We start from the raw sequence: 20664 nt of genomic DNA on the forward strand, positions 1-20664 counted from the left end.
AAGATGAGAATATAAATCAGATATTAATTGATATAAGCCAAAATAAAAGAGGCGGATATACGCCTCTTAATTATTTACCTAAAGCCTTTAGAATAGCAGGCTTATCAAAGCCTATAATAATATTATCATTAATATCTAATACTGGGACACCCATCTGATTAGACTTTTTTATCATTTCTTCTCTAGCTTCCATATCATCTTGAACATTTAATTCTTGAAATTCAATGTTCTCTGATTTAAGAAAAGTTTTTGCTTTAACGCACCAAGGACAAGTATTGGTAGTATATACTTTTACCATAAATGAATACGCCTCCTTAATAATAGTTATTATATTGTAATTAATATTATAATATAGATTTTATAATCATTCAATATAGCTATAAAATAATGATGTTTACTATCAATTAAATTATAACTTGGTTATATATCGTTGTCTCATTATTAGAATAATCATTATAGAGTAATTTAGTTAATACATAACTGGTGAATTATATATTATGTTTATTTTCTAGTGTTGATATTAATATTATAATTTCTATATTATTATATATTTGTTCTTTACTAATCTATTTTATAATAGCTTTTGCAATAATTTATTAAATATTCTAAGAACAAAAAATAAAATAGTTATAAAGTATTATATATAATAATTGATTGAAGGCTAAGCACTAGCTATATTTAATTCAAAATATATGAGTAAGAAAGTAATATGCTATAATATAATTAATATTATTATTAAAAAAGTAAGATGTAATAAAGATCTAGAAACGAAGGGAGAGGTTTATGAAGAAAAAAACATTATATAGATGCAATAGTTGCGGTTTTGAAAGTATAAAGTGGCTTGGTAAATGTCCAACATGCAATAATTGGAATACATTAGAGGAAATTACTATTGAAGCAAAAAATTTAGAGACTAGATCCAGACAAGTAGCAAAAAAACCGTTAAAAAAACTTTTTGAGATAGTTTCCAACAAAAGCGATAGAATAGTAACAGGGATAAATGAATTTGATAGGGTTATGGGTGGAGGAATCGTAAAGGATTCAATTTCAATTATAACAGCAAGACCGGGAGCAGGAAAATCAACACTTCTTCTTGAAATTTCCGATGCTGTCGCCCAAAAAGGATATAAAGTAATTTATGCGTCAGGGGAAGAAAGTGATAGTCAGATAAAAAACAGAGCAGACAGAATTCTTAATAAAATCCACGAAGATATATGGGTACTACAAGAAACAAGTCTTGATAATGTTTTAGATGCAGTTGAAGAAATAGATCCGGATATTATAATAATAGATAGTATACAAACATTTACTATGGAATCATCTTTGCCAGCGAGAGCAGGGTCACCTACACAAACTATGGAATGTGCTAATGCATTGCTCCAAATGGCTAAAAACGGTAGAAGGCCAAGAGCGGTTATAATAGTTGGGCAGATGACTAAAAGTGATGAACTTGCAGGGCTAAGAGCCTTAGAACATTTAGTTGATACGGTGCTTATAATAGAAGATGATAGTGATGAAGAGTTAAGAGTACTTGTAAGTTCTAAAAATAGATTTGGCGGTATTGAAAATGGCTTCTTTCAAATGGGGGAGAGAGGGATTATTTCAATAGATAACCCCTCAGAATTCTTCATGACAAAGCGTGAAGAAGGAGAAATTGTATCAGGAAGTGCATTAACAGTAATTAAAGAAGGAACAAGAGCAATAATAACTGAAATAGAAAGTTTAGTGTCGAAGAGTTTTACTCCGTATCCTACAAGAATAGGGGAAACATTAGGAAAGGATAAATTAAACACTTTGATATCTATACTTGAACAACGTGGAGGAATTAATTTATACGATAAGAATGTAATTATTAAAACTACAGGTGGTATAAAAATAAGAGAACAGGGCATTAATTTAGCTGTAATAATGAGTATAGTATCCTCAGTAAAGCAGCAGGGGATAGAATCAAATATAGCGTTTATAGCAGATGTAGGACTGACTGGGGAACTTAAAAAAGTACCATCATTAGAAAGTAGGATTAGGGAACTTGAGAGAATGGGATTTAAAAAGGTTTATGTTCCAAAGGATTCTATAGGAAAAAGCAGTAACTTAAAGAAAATAGATATAATTGAATTAAAGACCTTGATGGATGTAATAAATAATATTTATAGAAGCTAGAACATTATAGAAATTCCATATTAAATATGAAGAGGATAGAGCTATTTCTTACAAATAAATATATTATAACTTAAATTTAACAAATGTTGTTGAGGGATTATATTTATTATAGTATTATAGTTTCTAGAGCCTAGGTTAAATTTACTCGGAAAATAATATCAGTCAAAATGTTTAATATTTGATTTTAAATAAATCTAGAAAAGTATTAAAATGATTTTTAAAGAAAATGGGTGAGTGTATGAGAATAGAAAAGGGAATAGGAATAAAGAATGTCTTAAAGATAATGTGCCCAGGCACTCAACTAAGGGAAGGTCTTGAAAATATATTAAGAGCTAAAACAGGTGGATTATTAGTGATTGGTGACGATGAAGAAGTTATGAAACTCGTTGATGGCGGTTTTTATATTAATTCAGAGTATACACCATCATATGCATACGAATTAGCTAAAATGGATGGAGCTATAGTCATAACTGGAGACTTAAAGAAAATCGTTTGTGCTAATGCGCAATTAATACCTGATTCATCTATTCCAACATATGAAACAGGAACTAGGCATAGAACGGCGCATAGAGTAGCTAAGCAAACGAATAACATAGTAATTGCAATTTCTCAAAGAAGAAATATAATAACTATGTACAAGGGTGATATAAAGTATGTATTAAGAGAAAGTAGTGTAATTCTTGGAAAGGCAAATCAAGCGCTTCAAACACTAGAAAAATATGTTGCAGTACTTGAACGTGTTATTAATAACTTGAATTTATTGGAGTTTCAAGACTTAACAACACTATTCGATGTAGTTACAGCAATTCAAAGAACTGAAATGGTAATGAGAATAGTGGAAGAAATTAATATGTATATACTAGAGTTGGGGAATGAAGGACGATTAATATCAATGCAATTAAATGAATTAGTTAAGCATATAGAAAGAGATGGAATATTGCTAATTAGGGATTACTGTAAAGATGGACTTCAATATAACGAGGTATATGAGCACATTCAAAAATTAAATTCTTCAGAATTATTAGAATTAGACGCAGTTGCAAGAACATTAGGTCGTGGAGGAATTCCACTTATGGATACATTAATATCTCCAAAGGGATATAGAATGTTGAGTAAGGTGCCAAGAATACCATCTAATGTTATTGATAATCTTATAAAAGAATTTGAAGAATTAAGTAATATAATTGATGCTGATATAAATGACTTAGATAATGTTGAAGGAATAGGAGAAGCGAGAGCTACTGCCATTAAAGATGGATTGAAACGTATAAAAGAGCAAGTTTCATTAAAAAAGGAAATATGATAATTAAATTTGTGTTAAATTAAATAGGATTTAGTTTTTACAAAGAAAATACTATTTATTTAGATTTATTAATCTAAGATTTAATTTGATTCTTCAAAGTAGAATGAAATTATTAGTAAACTTAATAATTTATTCATTTTAGAGGTACTTATTGTATGATATAATTAATATGACTTAGAGAAATGTTGAAAAAATGATTAAAATACTATCTAATTGTAAATAATTAGAAGGAGGTGAAGTATGTGTTAAAAAGACTATTAAGGGGAATTTTTTCTGTAATTGGATTGATACTAGGATATTTCATATCTGAAATATTACTTACAATCCCTCAGGTTGATAATTTGACTTACATTTCAACCACTATTACTAGAGTTTTATTTATTATTATTATATCTTTTATCTTTGGACTTATATTTTATATTATTTCTCCTATTATATACAAAGGAATTTCTAATTTAATTGAGTATATTGAAAAGAGTATGCAAAAAATGAGCATAACTGAAATCATTTATGGAACTTTTGGAGCTGTAATTGCTTTAATTCTTATGACATTTATTGCAAAACCAATAAATGATATAAATATAATTGGGCCAATTTTATTAATTTTATTAAATGTGTTAGCTGCTATAATAGGTGCAGAAATAATGATTAAAAAAAAGGAAGATATAACAGCTCTTCTTGTTAATATGAAAAAGCCTGTAATTAAAGAGAAAAAAGTTAAAGAGGTAATAAAAGAGTCTATAAAAGGAATTCCGAAAGTATTAGATACATCAGTTATAATTGATGGAAGAATATTTGATATTTGTGAGACTGGATTTGTTGAAGGACCACTGGTTATACCTAACTTTGTATTGGATGAATTAAGGCATATATCCGATTCTTCTGATTCACTAAAAAGAAATAGAGGAAGAAGAGGTCTAGATATATTAAATAAAATACAAAAAGAGCTAGCCATAGAAACTCAAATTGTAGAAGATGATTTTCCTAAAATTGCAGAAGTTGATGCAAAGTTGCTTAAACTTGCACAAAAGATGGAAGGAAAGGTTATAACTAATGATTATAATCTAAATAAAGTGGCTGAGTTTCAAGGAGTACCGGTATTAAATATAAATGAATTATCAAATGCAATAAAACCAGTAGTATTACCTGGTGAAGAAATGACAATTGATATAGTAAAGGATGGGAAAGAATCAAGCCAAGGTGTTGCGTATTTAGAAGATGGAACTATGATTGTTGTTGAAGGTGGAAGAAAATACATAGGACAAACAACAAGTGTTATAGTTACATCAGTTCTTCAGACAGCAGCTGGACGAATGATTTTTGCAAAACCAAAAGATAATTAAAAGTTAAGGAGAGTTTTCTGTATGGTTAGTGCGATAGTATTAGCTGGAGGCAGAGGTAAGAGAATGGGTTATATTCAAAGCAAGCAATATATTGATTTGAATGGTGCGCCCATTCTTTATTACACGTTAAAACAGTTTATAGAAAATGATTTAATAGATAAGATCATTTTAGTAGTGCCTGAAGATGAAAAAGATTATTGTAAAAGAGAAGTATTAAATAAATATGGATTAAAAATAGATGATTTAGTATCTGGTGGGAGCGAAAGACAAGAATCAGTATATAACGCCTTGGAGAAATTAGAAAAATCTGATATAGTATTAATTCATGATGGAGCTAGGCCATTTGCATCTCAGAAAATAATAAATGATGCGGTTGAATATGCTAAGCACTATAAAGCTGCAGCACCTGGAGTTATGCCGAAAGATACTATAAAAATTAAAGATGGTAATAATTTTTCAGTCGATACTTTAGTTAGAAGTGAACTTGTTGCAATTCAAACGCCACAAGCTTTTGATTTTAACCTGATATATGAATGCCATAAAGAGATAAAGAAAAGATGTATATCAGTTACTGATGATACTAGTGTGGTAGAACTTTTTGGGCATAAAGTTTATATTTATGAGGGTGATTATAAAAATATAAAAATAACTACACCGGAAGATTTAATACTTGCAGAGTATTTTGTAAAAGATATAGTATAGTGATAATGTATTGACAGGCTAAATTCAGGAAGTTATAATATATTAAAATAAAATTTAATTAAGATTGTAAAACGTTGATGAAGAATAGTAGAAGCCGATTATATAAGAGAAAAAGTCCGTGGGCTGAAAGACTTTTAAACAGGCTTTGAACCAGCTTTTGAGTATAGGGAAAAACTATCGGTCTAAAACCGTTATCATTGTTAGAGAACAAATTTAGGTGGTACCGCGATATAAAGTTCGCCCTAATATATATTATTAGGGGGGCTTTTTTATTTATCTAATTATATATTTTTAACCTATTAATTATTTGTAAAATCTGATATTCAGATTTTATTACATCATATATAAAATATTATTCGCAATTTAACCAATATTATTTTAGGAGGAACACCAAATGAAAATGTCTAGTATGTTAATATCAACATTAAGAGAAGTACCAGCGGAAGCAGAGATTGATAGCCATAAGCTTATGTTAAGAGCTGGAATGATAAGAAAAATGGCTGCAGGAGTATATAATTATATGCCTCTTGGATTAAAAGTTTTAAAAAAAGTTGAGGATATAATTAGGGAAGAAATGAATGCAGCAGGTGCGCAGGAATTTCTAGCATCAGCTATTATTCCAGCTGAATTATGGCAGGAATCTGGTAGATGGGATGCATATGGAGCAGAAATGTTTAGATTAAAAGATAGAGGTGATAGAGATTTCTGTTTAGGGCCAACTCATGAAGAAGTATTTACAGATATAGCGAGAAATGAAATTAAGTCTTACAAGCAATTACCTCTTAATTTATATCAGATCCAAACAAAGTATAGAGATGAGCGTAGACCTAGGTTTGGGGTGATGAGATCTAGGGAATTTGTAATGAAGGATGCTTATAGCTTTGATAAAGATCAAGGTGGGCTAGATTTAGCTTATGATAAAATGCATGATGCATATGTAAAAATATTTAATAGATGTGGTTTGGATGCAAAATGTGTTGCTGCTGATTCTGGTGCTATTGGTGGTTCAAATTCAGCAGAGTTTATGGTTAAATCGGAAGTTGGAGAGGATGATGTGGTATTTTGTGGTGAATGTAACTATGCAGCAAATATCGAGAAAGCTTCATCACCAGCAGAGAAAGAGTTAAAACAAGAATTTAAGGAAATAAATAAAGTTGAGACACCTAATACAAAAACTATAGATGAATTGGTTAAGTTTTTCGGTACTAATGAAAAAAAATTCGCAAAGACTATCTTGTTTAATGCAGATGGCAAAATAGTAGCAGTTATGGTTAGGGGTGATAGAGAAATTAATGAGGTTAAGGTTAGCAATGCAATTGGTGAAGTGATTAATCTAGATCTTGCTAGTTCAGAAGATGTAAAAAAGGCAACGGGAGCAGAAATAGGATTCGCGGGACCAATGGGGATAAAAGTAGATATGCTATTAGTTGATGAAGAAGTAGCTAATATGTATAACTTTATTGTGGGTGCTAATGAAACAGGTTACCATATTAATAATGTGAATTATGGAAGAGACTTTGAAGGTGTAATAGGAGATTATAGAAACGTAACTGAAGGTGAAAAGTGCCCAGTTTGCGGTGGTAAGGTTACTATTGCAAGAGGAACAGAAGTAGGGCATATATTTAAACTTGGTACTAAATATTCGGAAGCCATGAATGCTAAGTTTATAGATGAAGATGGAAAAGAAAAGCCATTTATAATGGGATGCTATGGAATTGGAGTTACAAGAACAATGGCATCTATAATTGAGCAACATCATGATGAGAATGGTATAGTATGGCCATTGTCTGTTGCACCATACCATGTTTCTGTAATTCCTGTTAATGTAAAAGATGAGGAACAAGCTAGAATTGCAAATGAAATTTATGAAAAATTAACAAGTGCTGGAATAGAAGCTCTTTTAGATGATAGAAATGAAAGAGCAGGAGTGAAATTCAAAGATTCAGAATTAATGGGAATACCAATGAGAATAACAGTAGGTAAAAAGATTAATGAGGGAGAAATTGAATTTAAACTTAGAGATGGAGAAATGGAAGTAATCAAAATAGAAGATGTTTATAATATAATAAAAGGTGAATTTGAGAAAAACAAAATAAAACTAAAATAATTTTAGGAGGTAAATTAATGAGGGTATTTAATACTTTAACAAGACAAAAAGAAGAGTTTATCCCTATTATTCCTGGCGAAGTTAAAATGTACGTCTGTGGGCCAACTGTATATAATTTTTTTCACATAGGTAATGGAAGAACATTTATTGTCTTTGATACTATAAGGAGATATTTGGAGTATAGAGGATACAAGGTTAGATTTGTCCAAAACTTTACTGACATAGACGATAAAATGATTAATAAAGCTAATGATGAGGGAATTACAGTAAAAGAGCTTGGAGATAAATATATAAAAGAATACTACCAAGATGCCGATTCGTTAAAGATTGAAAGAGCTACTGTAAATCCTAGAGCAACAGAATATATTCATGATATAATCAAATTTGTTGAAGAGTTGATTGAAGCAGGATTTGCTTATGAAGTTGATGGTGATGTTTACTATAGCACAAAAAAATTTGATAATTATGGAAAATTGGTAGGACAGAACTTAGATGATTTGCAGGTTGGTGCAAGAATATCTGTTGATGAAAGAAAGAAAGATCCTATGGATTTTGCAGTGTGGAAAGCACAAAAGCCAGGTGAACCTGCTTGGGAAAGCCCTTGGGGACCTGGAAGGCCTGGGTGGCATATAGAGTGTTCGTGCATGGCGAAGAAATTGTTGGGAGATACAATAGATATTCATGCAGGTGGTATGGATTTAAGATTCCCGCATCATGAAAATGAAATAGCTCAAAGTGAAGCTCTAACAGGAAAACCATTTGCAAATTATTGGCTCCATGCAGCATTTGTTAATGTAGATAATAAGAAAATGTCAAAATCATTAAATAACTTCTTTACCGCAAGAGAAGTTCTTGAGGAATATAGTTCGGATGCAATAAGGTTTTTGATGTTGTCTGGACACTATAGAATACAAATAAATTTTACTAAGGAACTTTTAGATTCAGCAAAATCATCAATAGAAAGATTATATAATTGCATAAATAATCTTGAAAATTTAAAAGATGAAGTGACTAAAAAATTAATGGATGAAGCGGAAGAAAAATATCTAAAGTCTTTAGATAAATATAGAGAAAAATTTATTGAGAAGATGGATGATGATTTTAATACAGCAGATGCTATTTCAGTATTGTTTGATTTGACTAAAGATATTAACAATAATGTGAATATTAGTTCATCCTCTGAATTATGTGAGAAAGCAGAATCAATGGTTAGAGAACTAGGAAATCCGCTAGGTATACTTCAAGATCGTATTGAGAAGGATTTGGAAACAGAAATTCAGGAGCTTATTGAAAAGAGACAGCAAGCCAGAAAAAATAAAGATTTTGCACTTGCGGATAAAATAAGAGATGATTTAAAAAGCAGAAATATAATTTTGGAAGATACACCACAGGGTGTTAGATGGAAAAAGATTGATTAATTAAAGGAAGGGTTGCATTTTTGCAACCCTTATTTAAAGGAGAATTATAATGTTAGATGACTTAAGAATTAGAAAATTTTCAAAAGATGAAGTAAGAATGTTGAATTCATTACAATTGGCATTAATAGGTGATGGTGTGTTTGAAGTTTTTATTAGAAATTATATTTTGACTCAAAATACAGCGTTATCTGCAAATAAGATACATGTGAAGGCAATTGGATATGTAAAAGCAAAAAGTCAGGCGTGTATAATGCATGAAATTGAGAATCTCCTAAATGAGGAGGAAGAAGCGGTTTATAAAAGAGGAAGAAATGCGAAATCACCTACTGTACCTAAGAATGCAGAGATAAGGGATTATAGAATGGCGACTGGGTTTGAAGCATTAATTGGTTATCTATACCTAGTGGGGGATAAGGAAAGATTAGAATTTATATTTGATAGAAGTATTGAAATTATTAATTAGTGTATAAAATTAAAAAAAGGAGGGTTTATAATGAATAGTAAACTGAAAAAAAATATTTCAAATGGCAAGTTTATGGAAGATAAAGATAAATCTGTAACTGAATCAAAAGGTAAAGCTAAAAGCTATAATCAGGTAAAAAATAAAACTAAGAAAGATAATATGGTAGGAAATGATAAATCAACAAGCGCTATTGAAGAGAGAGAAGATATAGTTATTGGAAGAAATGCTGTAATTGAAGCTCTAAGAGGAGAAAGAACGATCGAAACACTATATATATCTAATAGTAAATTAGAAGGTTCAATAAAAACTATTGTTGGTTTGGCAAAAGAAAATAAAATATTAATAAAAGAAGTGGATAAAAGAAAACTTGATTCAATGTGTGGTGGAGAAGTACATCAAGGGGTAATAGCAAAAGTAACTCCATATAAATATTCAGAAGTATCGGATATATTGGATTTAGCAGAGAAAAGAGGGGAAGCTCCGTTCATAGTTATATTGGATGAGGTTGAAGATCCGCATAATTTAGGATCAATAGTAAGAACTGCAGAATTATTTGGAGTTCATGGAATTATACTCCCAAAGAGAAGAAGTGCATCTGTAAGTACAACCGTTTATAAATCTTCGGTTGGAGCAATAGAACATGTAAAAATAGCCAAAGTAACAAATTTAAATTCGACAATAGAGGAACTAAAAGAAAAGGGGATCTGGATTTATGGGGCGGACATAAGAGCAGAAGAATATAGCTACCAAGTAGATTTTGGAGGACCTTGTGCGGTTATAATTGGAAATGAAGGGAGAGGTATTTCAAAATTAACGGTGGAAAAGTGTGATAAGCTAATAAAAATACCAATGGTCGGAAAGATTAATTCTTTAAACGCATCTGTAGCTGGTGGTATAATTATGTATGAAGTTTTAAAAGGACGATTGAAATAGAGAGAGGTATATCGTGAAAACTATTTTTGTAGATGGATATAATGTTATAAATAGTTGGCCTAATTTAAAACAAAAAAAATATTCTAGCTTTGAGGGTGCAAGACAAACTCTTATAGATACTTTACATAATTATGGAGTTTTTAATGCTTGTAGAATAATATTAGTATTTGATGCTCATAAAGTTACTGGGAGTATTGAAAAGAAAGAAGAGGTAAATAGAAATATATCAGTAGTATTTACAAAGGATGGAGAAACTGCGGATAGTTATATTGAGAAACAAGTAAATGCTCTAGGAAGGAAACATGAAATAGTTGTTGTAACATCTGATAGCTTAGAGCAGCAAACAATTTTTCAAAGAGGTGCAGTTAGAATGTCATCTTTAGAATTTTATAATGAGGTTCTAAGGATAGAGAAGTCTATAAAAAATAAAGCAGATAAGAACAGAATTTCACAGAAAAATATAATAAGTGATAATATAGATGATAGGATAGTCAAAATATTAGAAGAAATCAGAAGAAGTAAGTAAATTCAGTTGACTAACATAATTTTACTGGGGTATAATTGTCTAAACGAGTGGTTAGTTTAATGCAGAAGAGAGTTGAGAATAAGCAGTTGAAAGGTTTTTTAGATTTCAAAGATAAATCAGACGAAGAAATTGTTGCGAAAGCTAAGAGTGGTAATAGTAGGGCGCAAGAATATTTGATTTCAAAATATGAGAACTTTGTGAAGTCGAAGGCTAAATCATATTTTTTAATTGGAGCCGACAAGGAAGACATTTATCAAGAAGGGATGATAGGTTTATATAAGGCTATCAGAGATTTTAATGCAGAAAAATCAACATCATTTAAAGCCTTTGCAGAAATATGTGTAATCAGACAAATAATAACTGCAATAAAAACAGCTACTAGGCAGAAACATATTCCGTTAAATACTTATGTCTCTTTAAATAAGCCAATATATGAAGAGGAATCAGAGAGAACTCTCCTTGATGTTTTGGCAGGATTGAAAATTTCAGATCCTGAAGAGCTAATGATTAGTAAGGAACAAATGGATTATATCGAGAAAAAGATTTCGAAAGTGTTATCAGATTTGGAATTAGAGGTTCTTACTTCATACCTAGATGGAAAATCTTATCAGGAGATTGCAAGTGATTTAGAACGACATTCGAAGTCGATAGATAATGCATTACAAAGAGTAAAGAGAAAATTAGAAAAATGCTTAGATTTAAAGTGATAATTTATATTGACAAATAAAAAGAATAATAGTAAACTTTATAATTGGTATATCAAAGAAGATAGCAATTTTGAACGCTCACATAGCTCAGTCGGCAGAGCGTCACCTTGGTAAGGTGGAGGTCGTCGGTTCGATTCCGATTGTGAGCTCCAAATAATAAAAAATAAAAAAACACTAGGCCAAGTTTATTAGAAGATAATAAGGGAGGAAAATTATAATGGCAAAAGCAAAGTATGAAAGAAGTAAGCCACACGTTAATATTGGAACAATAGGTCACGTAGACCATGGTAAGACAACATTAACAGCAGCAATCACAACAGTATTAGCAAATAAAGGATTTGCAGAAGCATTTAACTATGCAGATATTGATAAGGCTCCAGAAGAAAAAGAAAGAGGAATCACAATCAATACAGCACACGTTGAGTACCAAACAGAAAACAGACACTATGCGCACGTTGACTGTCCAGGGCATGCTGACTATGTTAAGAACATGATCACAGGAGCAGCACAAATGGATGGAGCTATCTTAGTTGTATCAGCAGCAGATGGTCCAATGCCACAAACAAGAGAACATATACTACTAGGATCAAGAGTTGGTATCCAATATATCGTAGTATTCTTAAATAAAGCAGATATGGTAGACGATCCAGAATTATTAGAATTAGTAGAAATGGAAGTAAGAGAATTATTAAGTGAATATGACTTCCCAGGAGACGATATTCCAGTAATAACAGGATCAGCATTAAAAGCATTAGAAAATCCAACAGATGAAGAAGCAATTAAGCCAATCATGGATTTAATGGAAGCAGTAGATAGCTATATCCCAACTCCAGAAAGAGCAACAGATAAGCCGTTCTTAATGCCAATCGAAGATGTATTCACAATTACAGGAAGAGGAACAGTTGCAACAGGAAGAGTTGAAGCTGGAGTACTTCATGTAGGAGATGAAGTAGAAATCGTTGGATTAAGTGAAGAAAAGAAGAAAGTTGTAGTAACTGGAATCGAAATGTTCAGAAAGTTATTGGATGAAGCGCAAGCAGGAGATAACATCGGAGCATTATTAAGAGGAGTTCAAAGAACTGATATTGAAAGAGGTCAAGTTTTATCAAAACCAAATTCAGTACATCCTCATACTAAATTTGTAGGTCAAGTATACGTACTTAAGAAAGAAGAAGGTGGAAGACATACTCCATTCTTCGATGGATACAGACCACAATTCTACTTCAGAACAACAGACGTTACAGGATCAATCAAATTACCAGACGGAATGGAAATGGTAATGCCTGGAGATCACATTGATATGAATGTTGAATTAATCACTCCAATCGCAATGGATGAAGGATTAAGATTTGCTATCAGAGAAGGCGGAAGAACTGTAGGTTCTGGAGTTGTTACTAAAATAGTAGAATAAGATACATTTATTACTAATAGGACTAAGTTGTATAACTTAGTCCTATTTAAAGGATGATTGACAAGTCAAATATTCTATGATATTGTATAAAAGTGACATTTTAAGCAACGTAAATTTTAGAAGTGAATAGGAACTCAAGATTCCTATTTAATATATAAGAAAACTGGAGGTGCAGTCATGAGAACAAAAGTAACTTTAGCATGCACAGAGTGTAAACAAAGAAATTATGATTCAATGAAAAACAAAAAGAATGATCCAGATAGATTAGAAATGAAAAAGTATTGTAAATTCTGTAAAAAGCACACTCTTCATAGAGAAACAAAGTAATTAGCCGAAGTAATGACATATAGTTATTAAATTTAAGGATGTGAAGATATGTCAGCAAAGAACAGTGTGAAAACTGAAAAAGCTATTAAAAGTAATGGTTTGTTTGGTTTTTTTCGAGAGGTTAAGGTAGAGGTTAAGAAGATAACTTGGCCTTCAAAAGATGAGACAAAGAAAGCATTTGTTGCAGTTATTGTGTTCACACTAATGTATACTATATTAGTTGGTGGATTGGATTCTATTTTCAATAACCTCTTTAAAATGATTTTAAATTTCAAGTAAAAGGGAGGTTTGGGCGATTTTATATCGCCTGACGAATATGAGTGATAGAGCACGATGGTATGTAGTTCATACATACTCAGGATATGAAAATAAAGTAAAAGCAAACTTAGAAAAAGCAATTGAAAATAGAAATCTTGAAGCATTAATCCATGATATACAAGTACCCATGGAAGAAGTGGTTGAAGAAAAAGATGGAAAGCAAAAAGTCTCATTAAAGAAGAAATTTCCTGGATATGTGCTTGTAAAAATGTTAATGGGAGATGAAGCTTGGTACGTTGTTAGAAATACTAGAGGCGTAACAGGATTTGTAGGCCCAGGATCTAAACCAGTTCCTCTTTCTGATGAAGAAGTGGAATCAATGGGAGTGTTAGAAGTTCCTGTTGAGATTGACTTAGAGGTAGGGGAAAGTATAAGAATTATCTCTGGGCCATTGAGAGATTCAGTAGCCACAATACAAGAGATAATTCCGGATAAACGCAAAGTGAAAGCTTTAGTGGAGATGTTTGGCAGAGAAACACTTGCCGAATTAGACTTTAATCAAGTTGAAAAATTAGTTTAACTATAATGAACTAATTTTAATTAAGTGGGAGAACTAAAAAGAGTTCGTTATACCACAGTAATAGGAGGAATAACAAAAATGGCTAAGAAAGTAACTGGAATGATTAAACTTCAACTTCAAGCAGGTAAGGCGACACCAGCTCCACCTGTAGGTCCAGCTTTAGGTCAACACGGTGTAAATATAATGGGATTCTGTAAGGAGTTTAATGCAAAAACTGCAAATCAAGCTGGGTATATAATACCAGTAGTTATTACAGTTTACCAAGACAGATCTTTTAGTTTTATATTAAAGACTCCTCCAGCTGCAGTTCTAATTAAGAAAGAAATAGGATTAGAAAGTGGTTCTGGAGTACCTAATAAAACAAAGGTTGGTAAATTAACTCAAGATCAACTTAGAAAGATTGCTGAAACTAAGATGCCAGACTTAAATGCTGCAAATGTTGAATCAGCTATGAGAATGATAGCAGGAACAGCTAGAAGTATGGGCGTAACTATTGAAGAGTAATTCGTAAAAATAAGTGGGAGGTCAAAACCGTTAACACCACAGAGGAGGCAAATTATGGGAAAAAAATACATTGAAAGTGCAAAGCTTATAGATAAGAGTGCATTATATAATCCAGTAGAAGCATTAGATCTTACATTAAAGACTGCAAAGGCAAACTTCGATGAAACTATCGAATTACATGTAAGACTTGGAGTAGATCCAAGACATGCAGATCAACAAGTTAGAGGTGCAGTTGTATTACCAAACGGAACAGGTAAAACAGTTAGAGTACTTGTTTTTGCTAAAGGAGATAAGGCTGCAGAAGCACAACAAGCAGGAGCAGATTTCGTTGGAGCAGATGAACTAGTTCAAAAAATCCAAAGCGAAAACTGGTTTGATTATGACGTAGTTGTTGCAACACCAGATATGATGGGAGTTGTAGGTAGAATTGGTAGAGTGTTAGGACCTAAAGGACTAATGCCAAATCCAAAGTCGGGAACAGTAACATTTGATGTTGCTAAGGCAATTGAAGAAATTAAAGCTGGTAAAGTTGAATATAGAGTAGATAAAACAGCAATAGTTCACTGTCCAATTGGAAAAAAATCATTTGGAACTGAAAAATTAAAAGAAAACTTTACTGCATTAATGGAAGCTTTAGTTAAAGCTAAACCAGCAGCAGCAAAAGGGCAATACTTAAAATCAGTATCTGTTTCAAGTACAATGGGGCCAAGTGCAAAAGTTAATCCTACAAGAGCTTTAGATTAGTATTGACTTGAGTGAAATTATGTAGTATAATTTCAAATGTTGTAAAAAGAAAATATTTTTTCCGTAGACAGTGGGTGCGAAAGCGTAAAGATAACTGCCCGCCTAGGTGTATATAATAGATTATATTATAGGCCTTCCATGTCTGCGGAAGGTCTTTTTTAATAAAAGAAGCAGTTTATAACTGTGAGGAGGTGGACTACAGTAATGAATAAAAACAGACAACTTAAAGAAGCAAAAGTTGCTGAAATTAAGGAAAAATTAGAAAAATCAAAAGCTGTTGTTCTTAGTAAGTATCAAGGTCTAAATGTTGAAGAAGATACAGCTCTTAGAAAAAGTTTAAGAGACGCTGGAGTTGAATACAAAGTATATAAAAATACTTTAGTAGCTTTAGCAGCTAAAGAATTAGGCTTAGATGGTATAGCAGAATATTTAGAAGGACCAGTATCTGTTGCATTTAGTTATGAAGATGTAACATTAGCTGCAAGACTTTTAAATGACTTTGCTAAAGATCATAAGAAGTTGGAATTAAAAGCTGGTATCATAGAAGGAGAAATCTATGATGAAGCTAAAATTAAACAGCTTGCAACAATACCATCAAAAGAAGTTCTTATTGCAAAACTTCTTGGAAGTATCAAGTCTCCAATATCAAGCTTTGCACGTGTATTAAGTGCTATTGCTGATAGCAAGGGAACTGAATCTGCAGAATAATTTAAAGATTAATTAAAATTTTAAGAAAAAATTCGGAGGTGCTATTAAAAATGACAAGAGAAGAAATAATTCAAGCAATAAAAGAAATGAGCGTTTTAGATTTAAATGAATTAGTAAAGGCTTGTGAAGAAGAATTTGGAGTAAGTGCTGCTGCTGCTGTTGTAGCTGGTGGAGCTGTAGCTGGTGGAGCTGCTGCTGAAGAAAAAACTGAATTCGACGTAGTATTAGCAAGCGCAGGAGATAACAAGATTAAAGTTATCAAAGTAGTTAGAGAAATAACAGGATTAGGATTAAAAGAAGCTAAGGAAATAGTTGATGGAGCTCCTAAGACATTAAAAGAAGGCGTTTCTAAAGACGAAGCTGAAGATATGAAAGCTAAATTAGCTGAAGTAGGAGCTACTGCAGAAGTTAAGTAGTTTGTTTTAAAGAAAAAGGTGCTTTATAGCACCTTTTTTAAACTAAATTTATAAAGCTATATAAAATGCTTGTTAGGTAAATAGGTATTTTATATAGCTTTATAACTAAAAAGGATTCTTTAATAATATTTATTGACAAGAAAAATATCCTATGATATTATAATATAATGTATTATTCTCTATGGAATACTATATATTTATAGTGGAAATAAGGAGTATAATCTGGTGAATAATGGTTATACTATAGAAAGACGCTGTCCGAAAGCAAAGTCCTTAGGGAAAGTATGCTTTTGGCTATTTTAGTTTATTTTATACAAGGGGTGAAAATTCATGGTACATCCTGTCCAAGTTGGAAAAAGAACAAGAATGAGTTTCGGTAAGGTTAATGATGTTACTGAAATGCCGAATTTAATTGAGGTTCAATTAGATTCATATGAATGGTTTTTAAGAGAAGGGCTGCATGAAGTTTTTGATGATATTAATCCTATCACAAACTTCACGGGGAATTTAGTACTTGAGTTCGTAGACTATAAACTTGATATGGAAAATATCAAGTATTCTGTCGAAGAATGTAAGGAAAGAGACGCGACTTATGCTGCGCCATTAAAAGTTTCAATCAGATTGCAGAATAATGAAACTGGTGAAATTAAAGAACAAGAAGTATTTATGGGTGACTTCCCATTAATGACAGAGCAAGGTACCTTTGTAATTAATGGTGCTGAAAGAGTTATAGTTAGTCAATTAGTAAGATCACCGGGTGTATATTATAACTACTCTATAGATAAGAGTGGTAAAAAGTTATATTCATCAACTGTTATCCCTAATAGAGGAGCATGGTTGGAATACGAAACAGATTCTAATGATGTAATTTATGTAAGAATTGATAAAACTAGAAAATTGTCAATTAGTATATTAGCAAGAGCTATGGGATTAGGCAGTGATCAGGAGTTGCTAGATTTCTTCGGCGAAGAAGAAAGATTTAGAGCTTCAATAGAAAAAGACAATACTAAAACTAAAGAGGAAGCACTACTTGAAATATATAAGAGATTGAGACCTGGTGAACCACCAACAGTAGATAGTGCTATATCTTTAATTGATACATTATTCTTTGACGCAAAAAGATATGATTTATCTAGAGTCGGAAGATATAAATTTAATAAAAAACTTGCATTAAATCTAAGAATAGCTAACCAAGTAGCAGCCACTGATATTGTTAATCCACAAACTGGAGAAATAATGGTGGAGAAGGGTCAGAAAATAAGTAGATTAGTAGCTGAAGAGATTCAGAATGCAGGTGTTAAATCGGTTGATGTATTAATAGAAGATAAAGTTATTAGAGTAATTAGTAATAACTTTGTAGATTTGAAGAAACAAGTTTCTTTTGATATTTCAGACCTAGGGATAAAAGAATTAGTTCATTATCCTACTTTGAAGGAAATATTAGATAATTTTTCTGATGAAGTAAGTATTAAAGAGGAAATCAAGAAGAATATTAGTAAACTTATTCCTAAACATATTATAAGAGATGATATATTTGCAACTATAAGCTATGAACTAGGATTAACTTATGGAATAGGTTATGTTGATGATATAGATCATTTAGGTAATAGAAGATTGAGATCTGTAGGGGAATTATTGCAGAACCAATTTAGAATTGGTCTATCTAGAATGGAAAGAGTAGTTAAGGAAAGAATGACTATTCAAGATCAAGAAGCTATAACTCCTCAAATGTTAATTAATATAAGGCCGGTAGCAGCAGCTATCAAAGAATTTTTTGGTAGTTCACAATTATCACAGTTCATGGATCAAACAAATCCATTATCAGAACTTACGCATAAGAGAAGATTATCGGCATTAGGACCAGGAGGACTTTCAAGAGAAAGAGCTGGTTTTGAAGTAAGAGACGTTCACCATTCACATTATGGTAGAATGTGTCCAATTGAGACACCAGAAGGTCCTAATATAGGTCTTATAAATTCGTTAGCAACTTTCGCAAAAGTTAATGAGTATGGATTTATTGAAACGCCATATAGAATTGTTGACAAAGAAAATGGAAGAGCTACAGATGAAATAAGATATTTCACTGCTGATGAAGAAGATCAATGTTTAATAGCTGAAGCAAAGGAGCCCATGGATGAAAATGGGTACTTTATAAATAAAAAGGTCAGAGTAAGACATTTAGAGGATATATTAGTTGTTCCAACAACTGACGTTGATTTAATAGATGTATCTGCAAGACAAATTGTATCTGTTGCAACTGCGATGATACCATTCCTTGAAAATGATGATGCATCAAGAGCGCTTATGGGTTCAAACATGCAACGTCAAGCAGTTCCATTATTAAGTCCTCAAGCGCCAATAGTTGGAACAGGAATCGAATTTAAAGCTGCTGTTGACTCAGGGGTATTACCAAAGGCAAAGAATGCTGGAGTAGTTACTTATGTTTCGGGTAGTGAGATTCGTGTTAAGAGAGACTCAGATGGTGGCACAGATGTATATAAATTATTAAAGTTTAAGAGAAGTAACTCAGGAACTTGTATTAATCAAAGACCGATAGTTGATACGGGAGAAATAGTATACAAGAATCAAGTTATTGCAGATGGTCCATCTACAGATTTAGGTGAAATTGCATTAGGTAAGAACATCAGAATGGGATTCATAACTTGGGAAGGTTATAATTACGAAGATGCTATGTTAATTTCAGAAGAATTGGTCAGAGAAGATGTCTTTACATCTATGCATATAGAAGAATATGAATGTGAAGCTAGAGATACGAAGCTAGGACCAGAGGAAATTACAAGAGACATACCAAACGTAAGTGATGATGCACTTAAGGATGTAGATGACAGAGGAATCATACGAATCGGTGCAGAAGTGAGATCAGGAGACATATTGGTTGGAAAAGTAACGCCAAAAGGTGAAACTGAGCTTACAGCAGAAGAAAGATTGTTAAGAGCAATTTTTGGTGAAAAGGCAAGAGAAGTAAGAGATACCTCATTAAGAGTACCTCACGGTGAAGCTGGAATAATAGTTGATATAAAAGTATTTACAAGAGAAAATGGGGATGAATTAAACCCAGGAGTAAATGAACTTGTAAGATGTTATATTGCACAAAAAAGAAAAATTTCAGTTGGGGATAAAATGGCAGGACGTCATGGTAATAAGGGGGTTATCTCTAGAATATTACCAGAAGAAGATATGCCATTCTTACCGGACGGTAGACCTCTTCAAATATGCTTAAATCCATTAGGAGTACCTTCTCGTATGAATATAGGTCAGGTACTTGAAGTTCACTTGGGTTGGGCAGCTAGCCATTTAGGATGGCATATAGCTACACCTGTATTTGATGGTGCAACACAACCTGAAATCACAGAATGCATGATAAAAGCAGGATTTAGAGAAGATGCTAAAACTATATTATATGATGGTAGAACTGGAGAACCGTTTGATAATCCAGTAACTGTTGGTATAATGTATATTTTAAAACTTCACCATTTAGTAGATGATAAGATTCACGCTAGATCTACAGGACCATATTCATTGGTTACTCAACAACCATTAGGAGGTAAAGCTCAATTTGGTGGTCAAAGATTTGGTGAAATGGAGGTTTGGGCATTAGAAGCATATGGAGCGGCACATACACTTCAGGAAATATTAACTGTTAAGTCAGATGATGTTGTAGGTAGAGTGAAGACATATGAGGCTATAGTAAAAGGGGAAAATATACCTGAACCAGGAGTACCGGAATCGTTCAAAGTTCTTATTAAAGAGTTACAAGCATTGTGTCTGGATATTAAAGTATTAAATGATGCACATGAAGAAGTTACTTTAAAAGAATTTGTGGATGAGGATATGGCAAATTTAGAAGTTAATATAGAAGGCAGTGAAGAGATCATGGTGCCGGAACCAGATGTATTAGAGGACGATAGTTATGATCAAAACACTGATGAAGACATAGATGAAATTGATTATGATGAGAGTGTCGATATAGCTGATCTTGAAACTGAATTAGAACTAGATGATTTTAATGATGAACACTAATTTTGAAGGGAGG

At 32.1% G+C, this 20664-nt stretch carries 20 protein-coding genes, 1 tRNA gene and 1 other annotated feature; of the genes, 20 read left to right on the forward strand and 1 reads right to left on the reverse strand.

The window, feature by feature from the left end:
* Positions 1 to 70: 70 nt before the first annotated feature.
* On the reverse strand, positions 71 to 298 hold the full coding sequence (locus tag F3K33_RS00785; protein WP_011967488.1) for a glutaredoxin family protein: 228 nt from the start codon (positions 296 to 298) through the stop codon (positions 71 to 73).
* Positions 299 to 783: 485 nt separating this feature from the next.
* Between F3K33_RS00785 and radA the strand changes: the two genes are divergently transcribed.
* The 20 genes from radA (at position 784) to rpoB (ending at position 20651) form a co-directional block, all read left to right on the forward strand.
* Positions 784 to 2160 carry a DNA repair protein RadA gene (radA, locus tag F3K33_RS00790; RefSeq protein ID WP_039772858.1) on the forward strand — a complete coding sequence of 459 codons (1377 nt, stop codon included), beginning with the start codon at positions 784 to 786 and terminating at the stop codon, positions 2158 to 2160.
* 238 nt (positions 2161 to 2398) lie between these two features.
* Complete coding sequence (gene disA, locus F3K33_RS00795) at positions 2399 to 3463, forward strand: DNA integrity scanning diadenylate cyclase DisA (protein ID WP_011967490.1); 1065 nt, start codon at positions 2399 to 2401, stop codon at positions 3461 to 3463.
* 242 nt (positions 3464 to 3705) lie between these two features.
* Complete coding sequence (locus tag F3K33_RS00800; RefSeq protein ID WP_011967491.1) at positions 3706 to 4806, forward strand: PIN/TRAM domain-containing protein; 1101 nt, start codon at positions 3706 to 3708, stop codon at positions 4804 to 4806.
* Positions 4807 to 4827: 21 nt separating this feature from the next.
* Positions 4828 to 5508, forward strand: coding sequence for a 2-C-methyl-D-erythritol 4-phosphate cytidylyltransferase (gene ispD, locus F3K33_RS00805; protein ID WP_039772856.1), 681 nt, complete (start codon positions 4828 to 4830; stop codon positions 5506 to 5508).
* Positions 5509 to 5902: 394 nt separating this feature from the next.
* Entirely contained in the window at positions 5903 to 7615 is a 1713-nt protein-coding gene (locus F3K33_RS00810) for a proline--tRNA ligase (protein ID WP_039772853.1), read from the forward strand.
* Positions 7616 to 7632: 17 nt separating this feature from the next.
* Positions 7633 to 9033, forward strand: coding sequence for a cysteine--tRNA ligase (gene cysS, locus F3K33_RS00815; protein WP_023976576.1), 1401 nt, complete (start codon positions 7633 to 7635; stop codon positions 9031 to 9033).
* Positions 9034 to 9082: 49 nt separating this feature from the next.
* Entirely contained in the window at positions 9083 to 9496 is a 414-nt protein-coding gene (locus F3K33_RS00820; protein WP_023976575.1) for a Mini-ribonuclease 3, read from the forward strand.
* 159 nt (positions 9497 to 9655) lie between these two features.
* Positions 9656 to 10429, forward strand: a complete 774-nt coding sequence (gene rlmB / locus F3K33_RS00825) for a 23S rRNA (guanosine(2251)-2'-O)-methyltransferase RlmB (protein WP_236886761.1) — start codon at positions 9656 to 9658, stop codon at positions 10427 to 10429.
* 13 nt (positions 10430 to 10442) lie between these two features.
* Positions 10443 to 10955 (forward strand): NYN domain-containing protein, encoded by a 513-nt coding sequence (locus F3K33_RS00830; RefSeq protein WP_039772851.1) that lies wholly within the window; start codon positions 10443 to 10445, stop codon positions 10953 to 10955.
* A 59-nt stretch (positions 10956 to 11014) separates the two neighbouring features.
* Positions 11015 to 11662 carry an RNA polymerase sporulation sigma factor SigH gene (gene sigH / locus F3K33_RS00835; protein ID WP_023976573.1) on the forward strand — a complete coding sequence of 216 codons (648 nt, stop codon included), beginning with the start codon at positions 11015 to 11017 and terminating at the stop codon, positions 11660 to 11662.
* A gap of 76 nt (positions 11663 to 11738) precedes the next feature.
* A tRNA-Thr gene (locus F3K33_RS00840) sits at positions 11739 to 11814 on the forward strand.
* 65 nt (positions 11815 to 11879) lie between these two features.
* Entirely contained in the window at positions 11880 to 13073 is a 1194-nt protein-coding gene (tuf, locus tag F3K33_RS00845; RefSeq protein ID WP_031276475.1) for an elongation factor Tu, read from the forward strand.
* A gap of 177 nt (positions 13074 to 13250) precedes the next feature.
* Positions 13251 to 13400 (forward strand): 50S ribosomal protein L33, encoded by a 150-nt coding sequence (gene rpmG, locus F3K33_RS00850; RefSeq protein WP_002583138.1) that lies wholly within the window; start codon positions 13251 to 13253, stop codon positions 13398 to 13400.
* 48 nt (positions 13401 to 13448) lie between these two features.
* Entirely contained in the window at positions 13449 to 13679 is a 231-nt protein-coding gene (gene secE / locus F3K33_RS00855; protein ID WP_023976912.1) for a preprotein translocase subunit SecE, read from the forward strand.
* Between the two features lie 37 nt (positions 13680 to 13716).
* Positions 13717 to 14238 (forward strand): transcription termination/antitermination protein NusG, encoded by a 522-nt coding sequence (gene nusG / locus F3K33_RS00860; RefSeq protein WP_023976911.1) that lies wholly within the window; start codon positions 13717 to 13719, stop codon positions 14236 to 14238.
* A 78-nt stretch (positions 14239 to 14316) separates the two neighbouring features.
* Positions 14317 to 14742, forward strand: coding sequence for a 50S ribosomal protein L11 (gene rplK, locus F3K33_RS00865; protein ID WP_008419834.1), 426 nt, complete (start codon positions 14317 to 14319; stop codon positions 14740 to 14742).
* Positions 14743 to 14796: 54 nt separating this feature from the next.
* Positions 14797 to 15486 carry a 50S ribosomal protein L1 gene (rplA, locus tag F3K33_RS00870; RefSeq protein ID WP_023976910.1) on the forward strand — a complete coding sequence of 230 codons (690 nt, stop codon included), beginning with the start codon at positions 14797 to 14799 and terminating at the stop codon, positions 15484 to 15486.
* Between the two features lie 43 nt (positions 15487 to 15529).
* Positions 15530 to 15655, forward strand: a sequence feature (ribosomal protein L10 leader region).
* 35 nt (positions 15656 to 15690) lie between these two features.
* Positions 15691 to 16194, forward strand: a complete 504-nt coding sequence (rplJ, locus tag F3K33_RS00875; RefSeq protein WP_023976909.1) for a 50S ribosomal protein L10 — start codon at positions 15691 to 15693, stop codon at positions 16192 to 16194.
* A gap of 50 nt (positions 16195 to 16244) precedes the next feature.
* Positions 16245 to 16610, forward strand: a complete 366-nt coding sequence (gene rplL, locus F3K33_RS00880) for a 50S ribosomal protein L7/L12 (RefSeq protein WP_011967505.1) — start codon at positions 16245 to 16247, stop codon at positions 16608 to 16610.
* 330 nt (positions 16611 to 16940) lie between these two features.
* Complete coding sequence (rpoB, locus tag F3K33_RS00885; protein ID WP_039772555.1) at positions 16941 to 20651, forward strand: DNA-directed RNA polymerase subunit beta; 3711 nt, start codon at positions 16941 to 16943, stop codon at positions 20649 to 20651.
* Positions 20652 to 20664 lie beyond the last annotated feature (13 nt).

Origin of the sequence: Clostridium beijerinckii (assembly GCF_008705175.1) — a bacterium.
GTDB lineage: Bacteria > Bacillota > Clostridia > Clostridiales > Clostridiaceae > Clostridium > Clostridium beijerinckii.

Excerpts from the sequence above, each read along its gene's own strand:
- F3K33_RS00785 (WP_011967488.1), bottom strand. The coding sequence starts at position 298 with ATGGTAAAAGTATATACTACCAATACTTGTCCTTGGTGCGTTAAAGCA.
- radA (WP_039772858.1), top strand. The coding sequence starts at position 784 with ATGAAGAAAAAAACATTATATAGATGCAATAGTTGCGGTTTTGAAAGT.
- disA (WP_011967490.1), top strand. The coding sequence starts at position 2,399 with ATGAGAATAGAAAAGGGAATAGGAATAAAGAATGTCTTAAAGATAATG.
- ispD (WP_039772856.1), top strand. The coding sequence starts at position 4,828 with ATGGTTAGTGCGATAGTATTAGCTGGAGGCAGAGGTAAGAGAATGGGT.
- F3K33_RS00810 (WP_039772853.1), top strand. The coding sequence starts at position 5,903 with ATGAAAATGTCTAGTATGTTAATATCAACATTAAGAGAAGTACCAGCG.
- cysS (WP_023976576.1), top strand. The coding sequence starts at position 7,633 with ATGAGGGTATTTAATACTTTAACAAGACAAAAAGAAGAGTTTATCCCT.
- F3K33_RS00820 (WP_023976575.1), top strand. The coding sequence starts at position 9,083 with ATGTTAGATGACTTAAGAATTAGAAAATTTTCAAAAGATGAAGTAAGA.
- rlmB (WP_236886761.1), top strand. The coding sequence starts at position 9,656 with ATGGTAGGAAATGATAAATCAACAAGCGCTATTGAAGAGAGAGAAGAT.
- sigH (WP_023976573.1), top strand. The coding sequence starts at position 11,015 with ATGCAGAAGAGAGTTGAGAATAAGCAGTTGAAAGGTTTTTTAGATTTC.
- tuf (WP_031276475.1), top strand. The coding sequence starts at position 11,880 with ATGGCAAAAGCAAAGTATGAAAGAAGTAAGCCACACGTTAATATTGGA.
- rpmG (WP_002583138.1), top strand. The coding sequence starts at position 13,251 with ATGAGAACAAAAGTAACTTTAGCATGCACAGAGTGTAAACAAAGAAAT.
- secE (WP_023976912.1), top strand. The coding sequence starts at position 13,449 with ATGTCAGCAAAGAACAGTGTGAAAACTGAAAAAGCTATTAAAAGTAAT.
- nusG (WP_023976911.1), top strand. The coding sequence starts at position 13,717 with ATGAGTGATAGAGCACGATGGTATGTAGTTCATACATACTCAGGATAT.
- rplK (WP_008419834.1), top strand. The coding sequence starts at position 14,317 with ATGGCTAAGAAAGTAACTGGAATGATTAAACTTCAACTTCAAGCAGGT.
- rplA (WP_023976910.1), top strand. The coding sequence starts at position 14,797 with ATGGGAAAAAAATACATTGAAAGTGCAAAGCTTATAGATAAGAGTGCA.
- rplJ (WP_023976909.1), top strand. The coding sequence starts at position 15,691 with ATGAATAAAAACAGACAACTTAAAGAAGCAAAAGTTGCTGAAATTAAG.
- rplL (WP_011967505.1), top strand. The coding sequence starts at position 16,245 with ATGACAAGAGAAGAAATAATTCAAGCAATAAAAGAAATGAGCGTTTTA.
- rpoB (WP_039772555.1), top strand. The coding sequence starts at position 16,941 with ATGGTACATCCTGTCCAAGTTGGAAAAAGAACAAGAATGAGTTTCGGT.